At 41.2% G+C, this 15,080-nt stretch carries 11 protein-coding genes; 4 read left to right on the forward strand and 7 right to left on the reverse strand.

What is annotated here, in order from left to right:
• Window positions 1–263: 263 nt before the first annotated feature.
• Both AAEZ02_RS06720 and slyD read right to left on the reverse strand, forming a co-directional pair.
• Window positions 264–641: a hypothetical protein gene (locus AAEZ02_RS06720; RefSeq protein ID WP_101034554.1), complete on the reverse strand. Its 378-nt coding sequence runs from the start codon at window positions 639–641 to the stop codon at window positions 264–266.
• A gap of 249 nt (window positions 642–890) precedes the next feature.
• Window positions 891–1,451 (reverse strand): peptidylprolyl isomerase, encoded by a 561-nt coding sequence (gene slyD / locus AAEZ02_RS06725; RefSeq protein ID WP_124012226.1) that lies wholly within the window; start codon window positions 1,449–1,451, stop codon window positions 891–893.
• A gap of 718 nt (window positions 1,452–2,169) precedes the next feature.
• Here slyD and thrA point away from each other — a divergent pair.
• The 4 genes from thrA to AAEZ02_RS06745 all read left to right on the forward strand — a co-directional run bounded on the left by thrA (window position 2,170) and on the right by AAEZ02_RS06745 (window position 7,651).
• Window positions 2,170–4,638: a bifunctional aspartate kinase/homoserine dehydrogenase I gene (gene thrA, locus AAEZ02_RS06730; RefSeq protein ID WP_124012225.1), complete on the forward strand. Its 2,469-nt coding sequence runs from the start codon at window positions 2,170–2,172 to the stop codon at window positions 4,636–4,638.
• Entirely contained in the window at window positions 4,635–5,594 is a 960-nt protein-coding gene (thrB, locus tag AAEZ02_RS06735; RefSeq protein WP_206191822.1) for a homoserine kinase, read from the forward strand. The genes thrA and thrB overlap by 4 nt, the downstream gene beginning before the upstream one ends.
• 48 nt (window positions 5,595–5,642) lie before the next feature.
• Entirely contained in the window at window positions 5,643–6,926 is a 1,284-nt protein-coding gene (thrC, locus tag AAEZ02_RS06740; protein ID WP_124012224.1) for a threonine synthase, read from the forward strand.
• Window positions 6,927–7,108: 182 nt separating this feature from the next.
• Window positions 7,109–7,651 carry a hemerythrin domain-containing protein gene (locus AAEZ02_RS06745; protein ID WP_124012223.1) on the forward strand — a complete coding sequence of 181 codons (543 nt, stop codon included), beginning with the start codon at window positions 7,109–7,111 and terminating at the stop codon, window positions 7,649–7,651.
• A 134-nt stretch (window positions 7,652–7,785) separates the two neighbouring features.
• Here AAEZ02_RS06745 and AAEZ02_RS06750 read toward each other — a convergent pair whose 3' ends face one another.
• From AAEZ02_RS06750 to AAEZ02_RS06770, 5 genes are all read right to left on the reverse strand, one after another.
• The gene (locus AAEZ02_RS06750; RefSeq protein ID WP_101034559.1) at window positions 7,786–7,971 is read right to left on the reverse strand and encodes a DUF3545 family protein; all 186 of its coding nucleotides are present in this window, start codon (window positions 7,969–7,971) and stop codon (window positions 7,786–7,788) included.
• Window positions 7,972–8,217: 246 nt separating this feature from the next.
• The gene (pgi, locus tag AAEZ02_RS06755) at window positions 8,218–9,855 is read right to left on the reverse strand and encodes a glucose-6-phosphate isomerase (protein ID WP_124012222.1); all 1,638 of its coding nucleotides are present in this window, start codon (window positions 9,853–9,855) and stop codon (window positions 8,218–8,220) included.
• 15 nt (window positions 9,856–9,870) lie between these two features.
• A complete protein-coding gene (gene tal / locus AAEZ02_RS06760; protein ID WP_101034561.1) occupies window positions 9,871–10,824 on the reverse strand; it encodes a transaldolase in 954 nt (317 codons plus the stop codon).
• 295 nt (window positions 10,825–11,119) lie between these two features.
• Window positions 11,120–12,232, reverse strand: a complete 1,113-nt coding sequence (locus tag AAEZ02_RS06765) for an OmpA family protein (protein ID WP_351122358.1) — start codon at window positions 12,230–12,232, stop codon at window positions 11,120–11,122.
• A gap of 415 nt (window positions 12,233–12,647) precedes the next feature.
• A complete protein-coding gene (locus AAEZ02_RS06770; RefSeq protein ID WP_351122361.1) occupies window positions 12,648–15,014 on the reverse strand; it encodes a phosphoketolase family protein in 2,367 nt (788 codons plus the stop codon).
• Between the last annotated feature and the right edge of the window lie 66 nt (window positions 15,015–15,080).

A 15,080-nucleotide genomic window follows, 5' to 3' on the forward strand; every position in this document is an offset into this window, starting at 1 on the left:
TAGTGACGATAATGCTAGAGCATCTTTAAGGTCCAGCTCAATAAACATGGTTAATACTGTAGTGTTTAAAAAAATGGGCTACGGCTCAACAAGAGATATGCATACCCCTTTGAGCCTATCGTATGCTGCGAACTACCAATCCAACACCAATCGACTTTAGTTACCCATAGTTGAGCTTAAGTCGCGAGTGATTAATTTATCAGGTGCTAATACCTTTGTTTTACCAAGCGACGCTATTTTCAAAGCGTCATCACAGTAACCGGTTATTGGCTAATGCCTCGCGGTAATCGGTGATGACGATAACTTAAACGACTTAAGAATAGGTATCCGCCATAGGTGGTTAAACACAAGGCAAAAAGTGTGCTGGAATTTTTTGGGTAGAAATTATAAAGACTCGCGGCTATCAATACATAAATAAATGGCAGTAATCCATAGAGTGTTTCAGGCATAAATCCTGATTTTCGCTTACGTTTAGGATCCGTGCGGCGATTTTTTGATCGTAAAGTATAGATATACGCGCCATATAAGTACACCACCACAGAAGCGATCAGTACATAATTGGGCTCAAGCAGGAAAATACTTACGCAGCCTATAATCATGTAAGTGAAAGGCAGCGATTCGTATAGCGGTTTAATTAACATAAGCACTCCGTCGCTATGTATTAATTCTTATATAGAGGTCAATTAATAAGGATTATGCTGCCTCTGTTGTCCCTAACGGCAGCATAATAAATCTTACTAGTTGATATGATTTATGCTCAGACTATAACCTAAACAAAAAGGCACTGCCTAGTAACTAGGCAGTGCCTTACAACGTTTCAATCTTTCTACTGACAAATAGACATTAAATATGGGACGTACAACTTGGTTGTCTATTTATCCGACGATGAGTTAACTACAGCCACAGCCGCCATTGCCATCACAGCCAGGTTTTTCTTCACCGCATGATTCATGGGCATCATCGTGTCCATGGCTACCACATCCGCCTTCAGCATGGATATGTCCATGAGATAGCTCATCTGCAGTGGCTTCTCTTACAGCGAGAACTTCAACACTAAAGTTAAGTGATTGGCCCGCTAGAGGGTGATTACCATCAACAACAATGACATCGTCTTTTACTTCAGTCACTTGAACCGGGCGTTGACCCATTTCAGTTTCAGCGATAAAACGCATACCTGGAACGATATCTTCGACATCACCAAATGCACTGACAGGAACTTCTTGCTTTAAGCTAGGATGATATTCGCCATAAGCTTGTTCCGCAGGGATCTTCGCCTCAATGCTTTCACCAGCAGTTTTACCTTCTAAAACTGATTCAAGTCCAGGAATTAAATTTTCAGTTCCATGTAAGTAAACCATTGGCTCACTTTCAAATGAACTTTCAACTAATAAACCTTGCTCATCAGATAAACGGTAATGAATAGTGACCGCCGCATGTTTTGTAATTTTCATATCGCCTCCAATTGTAATGTGATCATGATAGCGTATTTTGCTATCAGGCTGCGATGGATAACATCAGTTTTTGCTTATTGAATCACAGCTTTTTTTATTTTGTATTGTGCTGCATGTTTTATGGTACTGATGTTGAAATTAACTCATCTTAATTGTGGTACAAGTTGATAAGACTTTTAAATCATCTTGGTAACACATTTATCGGCAATACTTTAACGGTTACATATTATTCAATCCTTTGTATTTATTGTACTTTATTGATTTTAGCGCCTTTATCGACGTTGACTTTAACGTTAGTTGTTGATAGAGGTAATGGTTATTGATACTCAATTCTCATTTTAAATCTGTTGAATATTCAAAAATCAACTCAAGTTCTAAAATAACTGGTAAATAAAGCGTAAGGAGGGGTTGACAACCTTAGGTAAAAAAAGCAATTCTGTTAGCTGAAGTGGATCAGCTATTTAATCGGATTAAATAATATCGGCCGTTAACATTTAATAAAACAAAGAGAATCATCAAATGTTTACCCTCATGCTTGTTGTAATTACTACCATTACAACCACCACTATTACCATAGTGGGGGCGGGCTGATTTCACCCTAAAAGATTTGCATAACAAGCCCGCTTCTCATCACCTGAAGCGGGCTTTTTTGTTTTTAATTATAGTCATTTGATTTTAATTTAATGTTGTCACTAGTATGAGTGACAAGGAGAGCGACATGAAAGTAATGAAATTTGGTGGGACATCGCTGGCGAATTGGCCTCGCTTTTTGATGGCGGCAGACATTATTGCTGACACGGCTTCGACAGAATCAGTTGCTACGGTACTTTCAGCTCCGGCCACAGTGACTAATGCACTTTTAGAAATGGTCGATATAGCGGTTAAACAACAAGACTATCAACCCGTGTTAGACCATATTGATACTGTGTATAGCGAACTCTTTTCTGACGCAGCAGTATCACTTATAACGGCTCATCAGCATGGCTTACTGGTTGAAAAATTAGCTGCGCAGATGCAAGTTTGGAAAGACAAACTTTACGGCATTAAATTATTGGGCGAATGCCCTGATAGTGTTCGCGCAGAAATAGTGGTCACAGGTGAACGTTTATCTGCTGCATTGATGGAACAAGTTATGCTGGCAAAAGACATCACTTCAGCACAATTAGATCCAGTTGCGTTATTTTTAGCGCATGGACAGCCATTGGAATCGGTCGTCGATATTGCCGTGAGCAAACCTCGTTTTTCTGTTCTGCCTTTAGATCAGTATCGCGTGTGGGTTATGCCAGGTTTCACCGCTGCCGATGTTCATGGCAAAGTGGTGACATTAGGGCGTAATGGTTCTGATTATTCAGCTGCAGTGCTAGCCGCTTGTTTAGATGCCTCTAGTTGTGAAATTTGGACTGACGTTGATGGGGTTTACAATACTGACCCTCGTGTGGTCGCAGATGCTAAATTATTGTCACAATTAAGCTATCAAGAAGCCATGGAGTTATCTTATTTTGGTGCGAAAGTATTACACCCCAAAACCATTGGACCGATTGCTCAATATCATATTCCTTGTTATATCAAAAACAGTTTCAATCCATCGGCTCCCGGCACGCTAGTGTCTAATGACGATGATAAAACCGGTTTGCAAGTAAAGGCTATTTCAAATCTCGATAACCAAACCATGTTTAATGTCTCTGGTCCAGGTATGAAAGGCATGGTTGGCATGGCAAGTCGTACTTTAGCGGCCATATCTCGGAGTGGTATCTCGGTATCTCTTATCACTCAAAGTTCATCGGAATACAGTATCAGTTTTTGTGTGGCTACCCTCGATGCTAGCAAAGCTAAATGGGCTTTAGAGCAAGAGTTTGAACTTGAAATTAAAAGTGAATTACTTGAACCAATTGAGTTACGTGAAGGCTTGTCGATTGTGTCATTGATTGGTGATGGCATGAAAACCCACAAAGGCGTAGCGGCTAAGTTTTTTACTGCGTTAGCTAAAGCCAGTGTCAATATTGTTGCTATTGCGCAAGGATCATCAGAGCGCTCAATTTCAACGGTAATCCAGCAGAAAAAAACCAAACATGCTATTGGGGCATGTCATCAAGCCTTTTTTGATGTACAACAGTATCTTGATGTCTTTTTAGTGGGCAGTGGTAATGTTGGCGCGGGTTTATTAGAGCAAATTAAGCAGCAAAGCGCGATGTTAAAAGAGCAGCACATTAGTATTCGTGTTTGTTGTATCGCCAATTCACGTCAAATGCTGTTAAACAGTGACGGTCTTGAGCTTAGTGAGTGGCAATTATTATTGACCGAAAAAGGCCAACCGTATGATTTACCTAAGCTACTTGAGTGGGGGCAAGAGCAACAATTGCTTAATCCTGTATTGGTTGATTGTACTTCAAGCGAGCTAATCTCAGACCGTTATCTCGATGTAATGAATGCCGGTTTCCATGTCGTTACGCCAAACAAAAAGTCGAACACTCGTGATTATGCTTACTATCAAGCATTGCGTAAAACGGCATTAACTCAACGTCGTCAATTTTTGTATGAAACGACGGTAGGTGCAGGTTTACCCGTTATCGATAACCTTAAAAAACTGATGTATGCGGGTGATAAGCTACATAAGTTTAATGGTATTTTATCTGGGTCGTTATCGTATATTTTTGGTATGTTAGACGAAGGCATGAGCCTATCTCAAGCGACCGCGATTGCCCGCGATAAGTGTTTTACTGAGCCCGACCCCCGAGATGACCTCAGTGGTATGGATGTGGCGCGTAAGGTGTTAATTTTAGCCAGAGAAGTGGGTTTACCTTTAGAACTCGATGATATTAATGTTGAGTCTGTATTACCGGCTCATTTTGATGACTCAGGCGATGTAAACCAGTTTATGGCTAACCTTCCTTCATTGGATGCTGACATCTCTGCCCGAGTTGCGGCGGCAAAAGCCGAGGGAAGAGTACTGCGTTATGTAGGCCAAATCGAAGCGGGCTTATGTTATGTCCGAATTGTTGAGGTTGATGCAACCGACCCGCTATACAGCGTAAAAGGTGGCGAGAATGCGCTGGCGTTTTATAGCCGCTATTATCAGCCCATTCCTTTTGTGCTAAGGGGCTACGGTGCAGGCATCGACGTCACGGCAGCTGGCGCCTTCGCTGACGTATTAAGAACCCTAAATTGGACCCGTGAGGTGGGTCTATGAGTCAGGTGTTAAATATTAGTCAGAAAATGCTAACTGTTTATGCTCCTGCATCAATGGGTAATGTTGGCGTTGGCTTTGATTTGCTGGGTGCTGCATTAGCGCCAGTCGATGGGTCATTGTTGGGTGATAGGGTGATGATTAGCGGCGCTGAAGAAGGTGTTCATTTTAGCCAAGTCGGTCCGTGGGCACATAAGTTACCGGCAGATGGCAAGGACAATATCGTCTATCAATGTGCTGAGTTTTTCTTAGATAAACTTCAAAGACAAGATGGGGTAACCGTTTGTCTGGAAAAAAACCTTCCTGTAGGCAGTGGCTTAGGCTCAAGTGCTAGTTCAGTTGTTGCTGGACTATATGCGTTAAATGAATATTTTGGACTACCGTTTGACCAGCAAGCCTTATTAGGATTGATGGGTGAGTTTGAAGGTAAAATATCCGGTAGCGTACATTATGACAATGTGGCGCCTTGCTACTTAGGTGGCATGCAATTAATGCTTAATTCTCGTGACAAAGCCTGTGCCGTTATTCCTAGCTTTGATAATTGGTATTGGGTGGTCGCTTATCCTGGTATTTCATTATCTACTGCCAAAATGCGGGCATTATTACCTGAACAATATGATAAATCTGTTGCGATTGATTTCGGTCGTCACTTAAGTGCATTTGTTCACGCAAGTTATCAGCAAGATGCTGCACTGGCGATTGAAATGCTAAAAGATGTCCTGGCTGAACCTTATCGAGCGGCGTCGATCCCTGGCTATACCGATGCTCGAGCAGCGTTAACTGAATTAGGCATGCTGACGACAGGGATTTCTGGCAGTGGCCCAACACTGTTTAGTGTGACTGACGATTTAGCCACAGCAGAAAAAGCCAAAGATTGGTTAATGGAACATTATATTTCTGAGTCAGGTGGCTTTACTCATGTTTGTAAATTAGATCAGCTTGGCACGCGCTGCGTGTAACTCACACTCTTTGGTATTATGCATATTGAAATTTAAAAGGTAGTCGCAATGGAATTATATAATTTAAAGCACCCATCGCAGGTAGTTAACTTCAGTCAGGCTGTTCAGCTTGGTTTAGGCCAAGATCGCGGGCTATTTTTCCCGACATCAATCCCTGTATTGGCTGATATCGATGCATTATTGGCACTACCCTTTGCTGAGCGTAGCAAAAAAGTGTTGGGCGCTTGGTTAGCCGATGAGCTAGGGCAGGAAAGTGTTGATAAGCTAGTGGATAAGGCCTTTACCTTTGATGTGCCGCTAAGCAAGGTTGATGAGAAACGTGCCTGTTTAGAGCTTTTCCATGGGCCAACATTGGCCTTTAAAGATTTTGGCGCGCGGTTTATGGCCCAATGCATTGATTTACTTGCTGGAAATAAAAAACTGACTATTTTAACGGCGACATCTGGTGATACTGGTGCCGCAGTAGCAGATGCCTTCTATGGCCTAGATAACGTCAATGTGATGGTGCTATACCCAAAAGGTAAAATCAGCGAGCTGCAAGAAAAGATGTTTACCACCTTAGGCAAAAATATTCATACTGTGGCGGTAACAGCTGACTTTGATGCCTGTCAGGATTTAGTCAAACAAGCTTTTGATGATAGTGATGTTCGTGATGATTTAGCGTTAAACTCTGCTAATTCAATTAATATCAGCCGATTACTGGCGCAAATTTGTTACTACTTTGAAGCTGTCGCGCAAGCCAAACAAGCTGGCTATGATGAGATTGTCATGGCAGTACCCAGTGGTAACTTTGGTAACTTAACCGCGGGTTTATTTGCTAAAGCCATGGGCTTACCGATTAAACGCTTTATTGCTGCCACCAACAGTAATGACACTGTACCGCGTTACCTTGTGGAGGGAAAATGGCAACCGCATAAAACAGTGGCAACCATGTCAAATGCGATGGATGTGTCTGAGCCAAGTAATTGGCCTCGTGTTGAAGCTATCTGCGGGCAAATGGGCTGGCCATTGTCTTTGGTATCGGGTTTAGCGTTGTCGGAGGACGATACCTCGGCGGCGTTAGCAGAACTGTATCGTTTAGGTTATCAATCTGAACCTCATGCGGCCATCGCAGCCCATGCATTAACACTCGGTCTTGATGGCAACGAAAAAGGTATCTTTCTTGGTACCGCCCATCCTGCCAAGTTTAAGGATGTGGTTGACCGTGAGTTATCAATTAATTTGCCCTTGCCTCCTGAGTTGGCTGCGGTTGTAGAAAAAGATATTTTGTCAGCACAGTTACCCGCAGACTTTGAGCAACTCAAAGCACATATGTTTGCTGTATTGAAATAGTCTACTTTTTCAAATGTCTACCACTTTATATCAATTTAATCGATATAAGGTGGTAGATATATTTCAATATTATGATCTTGGTCATACCTCAAAAGGTTTATACCAGTGTAGATTAGTAAATAGTGCGTTATTGGCTATTATTTATAGATTGGCGTTTGTAAAAGAGATTACGGGAGAAGACTATGTTGCAACGTTTAATGCAAGATCATAAGCATATTGCCATTTTGTTGAATATTCTTTCCAATAAATTGACTCGATTGGCCGATGGTCAAGGCGTAAATTTTAATCTGGTTAGAGATATTGTTGAGTACATGCAGGGTTATGCTGAACACAGTCATCATCCATTAGAAGATATCATTTTTGATTATTACAGTAATAAAACTGGCCAAGCAAATTGTGGTCAGTTGTATAATGAACATCATCGTTTAGCTGAAACATCAGGCGCTTTAGTGTATAGCTTGAATATGATTTTATCTGATGTGGTGATTTCACGTGAAAAGCTGATTAACGATCTGCAAGAGTATATTGAGCTACAACAACGACATATGCAGTATGAAGAGCGAGAAGTGTTTCCCAATTTTATTAAGACGTTGGACGATAGTGATTGGCAAAAAATCACCGTCTTATGCCAGAAACGGTTAATTGAAGATCCATTATTTAATGACAATGATAAAACGATTTTTGAAGATTTACGTGACTATATTGAACATGCGGATAATAAATGATGCACTTATTCTTGTACTAGAGGGCTTTGATGTCCATTAATGGTCAAGCTGAATAAATCTTGTCAACAAAAAGAGCGCATTAAGCGCTCTTTTTGTTGATTTTATCGTTAAGCTTTCATTGTGATTGGACCCAATTAAAGCACTAATGTGTTGACATCAAAATCGAATGAATCGTCAATATCTTGCAATTCCTTGAGTAAACGCTGTTTATCCTTAATGGCTTCAATTTCACGCCATTTTCGTTTTTTTGACGAGCTTTTTGAACGGCTTGGTCTTTCAACAACTTCGTCTAGCGCACCACCATAGTCTAATCTATCCATGGTAACCTCCCTTGTTATTATGATGTCTCTGTAAATAGATATCATATTTCAACCATAGGGTGCAACATTTACGTTTCATTTGCGTTTCATTTGCATTACTAAATAGTTAAAGTTTAATGCGTTATATCGATGTTTTAGTTAGCCTTTAACGATATTTTTCAATATATATCCTGACAATAAAAAAACACCCCCAACAGTGTTAAAGGTGTTTTTGATAAATAAGTTTCCTATCGAGTGTGTTAAGTCTTAAAGCTGTCCCTGACGATACAGGTTGATTAACGCATTACTTGATGAGTCTAACTGTGTCGCTCCTTCTTTAGCGCCAATACGGTCTAATACGTCATTGCCTAGCTGTTTACCTAATTCAACTCCCCACTGATCAAATGAATTGATTTGCCATATAGCGCCTTGAACAAACGTTTTGTGCTCGTACAGCGCAATTAACGCTCCTAATGTCGTTGGCGTTAGTTTGTTCATCAGTAGAGTATTGCTCGGTTTGTTACCTGACATTACTTTATGCTTGGCAATAAGCGCTATTTGAGCATCGTCCAACGGACTATTACTGAGTTCAGCAAGAGCTTCATCATAAGTTCGGCCTTGCATTAACGCTTGGGTTTGGCCAAAGCAATTTGATGCAAGTTGGTCATGATGTTTACCGAGCGGATTATGGCTTTGCAACGGCATGATAAAGTCTGCAGGAATAAGAGCGGTACCTTGATGCAACAACTGATGATATGCATGTTGACCATTAGTGCCTTCACCGCCCCAAATGACCGGGCCAGTGCTGTAATCAACATCTGTACCGTCCAGAGTCACTGATTTACCATTACTCTCCATGTCTAACTGCTGGAAATATGCAGGTAGTCCGCGCAGATTATGATCATAGGTCAAAATGACATGTGCTTGAGCACCATGGAAGTTGCCATATAATACCGACAACATCGCCATTATCACTGGCATGTTTTGCTCAATAGGCGTATTAACAAAATGCTCATCCATTTGATGAGCACCCTCTAACAAGGCTATAAAGTTATCCATGCCGATAAGCAGAGCAATAGGTAAACCAATGGCTGACCATAATGAGTAACGTCCGCCAACCCAATCCCACATTGGGAATATGTTGTTAGCGTCCATCCCAAACTCTGTTGCTTTAGCCACATTGGATGTCACAGCCACAAAGTGTTTGGCGACATCTTGTTGGCTTGCCCCTTGGGCTAAAAACCAATCTTTAGCGCTAAGGGTATTGGTTAGTGTCTCTTGGGTATCGAATGATTTTGACGACATCACAAACAATGTGGTTTCAGCATTGAGGTGGATTAATTTTTCACAAATAGAGCTCGCATCAACGTTAGCGACAAAATGACAGTTAAGCCCATCTCGCCAATAGGGTCTTAACGCTTGAGAAACAATTTTAGGTCCAAGAAATGAGCCTCCAATACCGATACTAACGATATCTGTAATCGCTTTACCGGTATAACCTTTCCAATCACCAGACTGAACCGAGCCAACAAATTTAGCCATTTTGGCTAATGTTTGCTGCACTTCAGGAACGATATTCGCGCCTTCAGCAATAATTGTTTGAGTGGCTTTACTGCGCAATGCTGTGTGTAAAACTGAGCGTTGTTCAGTATTGTTAATCACATCGCCATTGAACATTGCAGTAATCTTTTCACTCAGTTTTGCTTCTTTAGCGAGAGAGAATAGCAGCTTAAGTGTTTCATCGTTCACACGGTTTTTAGAGTAATCTAAAAACAGACCACAAGCCGCAACGCTCATTTGCTCAAAACGTTGTGGGTTTTGAGCAAACAATTCGCGCATGTGAGGAAGTTGACTTGTATGGTTTTTTAGCGCTTTCCAAGTCGTGCTTTGAGTCAGTGTCGTCACGAGTAAAGCCTCCAACTAGCTTAATTTTATTTTTAGCATAACTTCAAGTTTACTTTGGTCGATAGCAAAGTTACGAATACCTTCAGCTAATTTATCAACTGCCATTGGCTCTTCATTAAACGCCCAACGGAATTGTGCTTCAGTTAATGCTGTCGGAGCCGCATGTGTTGATGACGTCGCCACTAATTTTCGGCTAATTTCCACATCAGTATTGGCTAACTCTTCTAATAATGCAGGGCCAATCGTTAGACGGTCACAACCTGCTAATTCGATAATCTCACCGATGTTTCTAAAACTGGCACCCATCACAACCGTGCTATAACCATGCTGCTTGTAGTAGTTGTAAATTTCAGTTACAGAGACCACACCAGGATCCGTTTCAGCGGTGTAATCTTGGCCGGTGTCTTTTTTATACCAATCTAAAATGCGGCCAACAAAAGGCGAAATGAGGTAAGCACCAGCTTCTGCACACGCTCTTGCTTGAGCAAAGCTAAACAGTAATGTTAGGTTGCAGTTGATGCCTTCTTGTTCAAGTACTTTGGCAGCGCAAATTCCTTCCCAAGTGGAGGCTAGTTTAATGAGAATACGTGATTTATCAATTCCGGCTTCTTGGTATAATTTGATTAGCTTGTGCGCTTTGTCAATTGAGCGTTGTTTGTCAAAAGATAACCGGGCATCTACTTCTGTTGAAATACGGCCTGGGACTATTTTTAAAATTTCTACACCGATATTCACGGCTAGTTTATCACCAGCATCTTCAATTTGTTGTTCAATACTGTGGCTTTGCGTTTTGGCCCATTCAATTGCATTCTCAATCAGAAAAGCGTATTGCGGGATCTGAGAGGCTTTTAAAATAAGTGATGGGTTGGTTGTTGCGTCTTGAGGCTGGTACCGCTTAATCGCCTCTATGTCGCCGGTATCTGCAACGATGGTAGTGAATGACTTGAGTTGCGCGAGTGTACTGGTCATGTAAATTTCCTCTCGATAAGCAATGAATATAGATCAATGCCTTTATTAGAAGCGATTTTAGTGATTATTCCAACTTTATTTGTAAAAAAATTACCAAATATTGCGTTATTTTTGCTTAATTAACGTCGGTATTGTTGCTAAACAGACAAAATAGGCCTTTGAATATGATTAATACTTCCAGTTCTAGTATTGCAACGCCAGAGTTAGCCTTAGCTGCACTGTTTTTTACGTTGTTCTTAAAATAAAAAAGTCGCTGCGAGCAGCGACTGTAAAGTATAGCGTATCAATATTACAATTAACGTAATACTACGCGCTTTTCGGTACCCGTCACGATAGCTTCGATACGACGGTTTACACGGTTAGCTTCAGCTGAACTACCTTGAATAACAGGTTTAGTCACACCATAGCCAATTGAATTAATACGGCTAGTGCTGATCCCGTATTTTTGGTTTAGCGCTTTAGCAACTGAATCGGCACGACGCTCAGAAAGCTTCATGTTATATGCTGCTTTACCTACGTTAGACGCATGGCCTTCAACAGATACCGTGTGTTGTGGATTCTTGTTTAAGAAATTGGCTAATTTATTTAAATCGTCCAATGAACCCTTACGGATAACCGCTGAATCGTTAGCAAACAAAATGCCGCCTAAGTCATGCTTAGTGGTGATGTATTCATAAACACTACAACCTGTCGCATCAACTTTGTGGGTTAAAGGGGTATTTGGACATTTGTCCATGTTGTCTGTTACGCCATCTTTGTCAGCATCACCAGGTGCTGCGACAACCATCGGTGCTGCCACTGGAGCGGCTGCAGGAGCGCTAGTACCAAAACGGTAACTTAGTTCAAGACCCCAGTAGTTGCTTTCCATTGACAGTGTATTCCACTTTTCTTCGTCAAGGTTTTCATAACGACGGTACTTAGCTTGTAACTTTAGATTGTCAGTCACGTTATAACCAATACCAGCACCTAAGTAGGGTGCAATACCGCTATCACTGTAGTATTCAGTGTTGTATTCTTTTTTGTTAGAGATTAAATAGTTAAGTGCACCTGCTTCAGCAGATAAACTCCACTTGTCTGCCAGTGGGTAAAAACCAACAAAACCTAATGACATACCACGAGCACCAACATCATTACGCTTGTTTGAATAATCAGTCCATTCAGCACGGCCAAGGTCACGATAACCCAGTTCGATACCAACATAGTCGTTAAATAAATATCCACCAAATACATCCCATGCATATGGGTCATCTTCACCACACACTTTCATGGTTTTTTGATCGCAATTTGGTTCATAGTTGTTGACGCCTAAACCCCCACCAACGTACCAAGGTGTTAGTTGTTCTGCCGCAGATGCAGCAAAAGGTAATAGAGAGGTAAGTAATACTACTTTTAATGTGTTCTTCATCATATATACGTCCATTGTTATTTTACTCCAAAAATGCATGTAACGGAGTTGTTACTGTTATGCATTACTGACGCTTAATGTGGGGTTTCTTTGTATTTTTAGTCAGCGTCGCAATTATGGGTGGTAATGAGAGGTTTATCTATAGTAAGAAAGATTAATTTTTGGTCATAATTAATTTAATGGCGCTGTTGATAAATAGATGTTTCATTGAAAAAATTGCTAAAAAAGAAACTAAGTATGATTGAGTTTATATTTATAAAATATTGAATAATAATTGTTAAAATTATCTATGTTTTTTACGTTAGTTTCATACGGTCAAAATAATTAGTTTTATACGGTCAACATAATTATTTTTTTGAATGGTAAAAGCAAAAATACGCCCTGAAGGCGTATTTTTGTTGTCTAAAGTGACTTCGTTTTAACGAGTCCACACCCAGTTTTCGATCTCTTCTGGGTCAACACCGTTTGCTTTGATATAGTTTTTGTGATCTACCAAGCGTTGTAACATGTCGGTAGTGATGGTCACATGTTGTGTTTCATCAATCACGCCTTGCTGGAACAACTTGTAAGCCATATCGATAACTAAGTGGTAGCGAGAGGTACCGTTACGTACGCCCATATCAAATGGAGTAGTCGTTGAACCTTCTTCTTCATAACCCTTAATACGGAAACGACGGTTACCTTTATAATCGAATACCAGTTTCTTGATGGTATTTGGGTAACCATGGTAGTTAAATACCACGCCTTTGTCTTGGGTGAACACTTCGTCCATCATCCAAGGCTTGCTTTGGAACTTAAGATTACCTAAACCGCTGCTGTGAAGTTCTGACACACTCACAAAACGGATACGCACTCTTGGTAGGATCTCACGGATGAGTACTAGTGAGGCCATACATTCTTGAGTTGCATAGTCGCCACAACCCGCTAATACCACATCTGGATTTTCATCAGAGGCAAAGTCCCACACCATAACGCCGTCTTTAGCTTGCTTACGGGCTTCATCCAGTGATAACCACTGTGGTAGTGACTTTTTACCGGCAACAATAATATTCAATTTGTCTCTGTCAGCATAAGCTTTTTCGGTATAGACCAAGGTGCTGTTAGCATCTGATGGCAAATAAGCAGAGATAATGTTTGGGTGCTTCTCTAACATAGCGCCTAGGAAAGACGGGTTCTGATGAGAATAACCGTTGTGATCTTGACGCTCTAGTAGCGATGATAATACGACGTTACATGCTGGAATTGGCTTACGGAAATGGATCCCTTGGCTTGCATGGACATATTTACAGTATTGGTCAGCCATTGATGACACTACCTGAGAGAAAGACTCGTAGGTAGGGAACATGCCATGGCGGCCCGTTACTGTGTAACCATGTAACATACCAAACAATAAGTTTTCAGATAATAATTCAATAACACGGCCGTCGCGAGACATATCTTGGTCCCAACTTTCTATCGGCCACTGCCATGAACGGTCGGTTTCTTCAAACACAGCTTGTAGTTGATTAGAATAAGTTTCATCAGGACTGAAGATACGTAGGTTACGTTGATCACGGTTTAGCTTGAACGCATCACGCATCCACTCACCCATTTTCAACATTGAGAAACCACGTTGACCACGAGGCGTTTCTGAACCATAACCTAGTTTACTTAAGTCTGGATTAGCTAAAGCACGAACCACTTCACCGCCGTAGCTTAGACGTTGACGACCACAGCATAAATCTTTTGGTGGCATTAATGATAAAATGTCTTTATCAAATACTAATTCACCGCTTTCAGTAGTTTGTACTAGTTCGTCGAACTTATAGCTCGCTAACCACTTATCAAGAGCTTCAAGGTGCCCTTTATCTTTAGCACAATTGCTCACAATAACTTGGTGAGATTCGCAGTTACCTTCTAGTTTTTTACCCTCATATTCAGCGGTACCCGTCCAACCTTTTGCGGTTCTCATTAAAATAACCGGCCAGCGTGGTTTGACAACATCTTCGCCAGAACGGGCACGGCGTTGAATGTCATTGATCATGTCATAAGACAAGTCCATTGCCGCAGTCATTTGTTCAAAGATATCGGTTTCCATTTCATCATCAACGATGATTGGGTGATAACCAAGACCACGGAATTCTAAATCGAGTTCTTCATGGCTCATACGTCCCATACGGGTAGGGCCAGATATTTTGTAACCGTTAATATGCACGATTGGCAGTACAGCACCGTTGTGCTCTGGTGACACTAAACGGTTAGCATACCAAGACGCAGCTAATGGACCTGTTTCTGCTTCACCGTCACCGATTAAACAGGCGGCAATAAGATTTGGGTTATCTAATACAGAGCCCCAAGCAACTGAAAGTGAATAGCCAAGCTCACCACCTTCTAATATTTGACCTGGCGCTTCTGGGTTTGCATGTGATGGATAACCGTAAGCGGCGGAGAATTTTTTACAGATATCTTCGATACCTGTTTCTGTAAATGGAATGGTCTCTGGATAGAAATGACTTAATGAGCCTTCCATAAATAAGTTAGCTTGCACCGCTGGGAAACCATGGCCCGGGCCTACAAGATAAAGAAACTCACGCTTATGCTTAACGATTAGACGGTTTACGTTAGCATAAACAAAGTTGATCCCCGGGCATGTGCCCCAATGGCCTAAAAGGCGTGGTTTAATGTCTGTGTGCTCTAAATGGCGTTTATAAAGCACGTTTTGCTTTAGGTAAATTTGTGACGTCGCAAGGAAGTTCGTTGCTCTAACGTATTTCTTCAGCGCGATTATTTCATGTGAGTCTGTCATAGTTGCCTCGTTCAAAGGGAAAAGCATTAATAATCTATCTTAAGAATACTGTATTTGTAATTTAGT

It is taken from the genome of Shewanella sp. T24-MNA-CIBAN-0130, from assembly GCF_040310185.1.
Lineage (GTDB): Bacteria > Pseudomonadota > Gammaproteobacteria > Enterobacterales > Shewanellaceae > Shewanella > Shewanella psychromarinicola.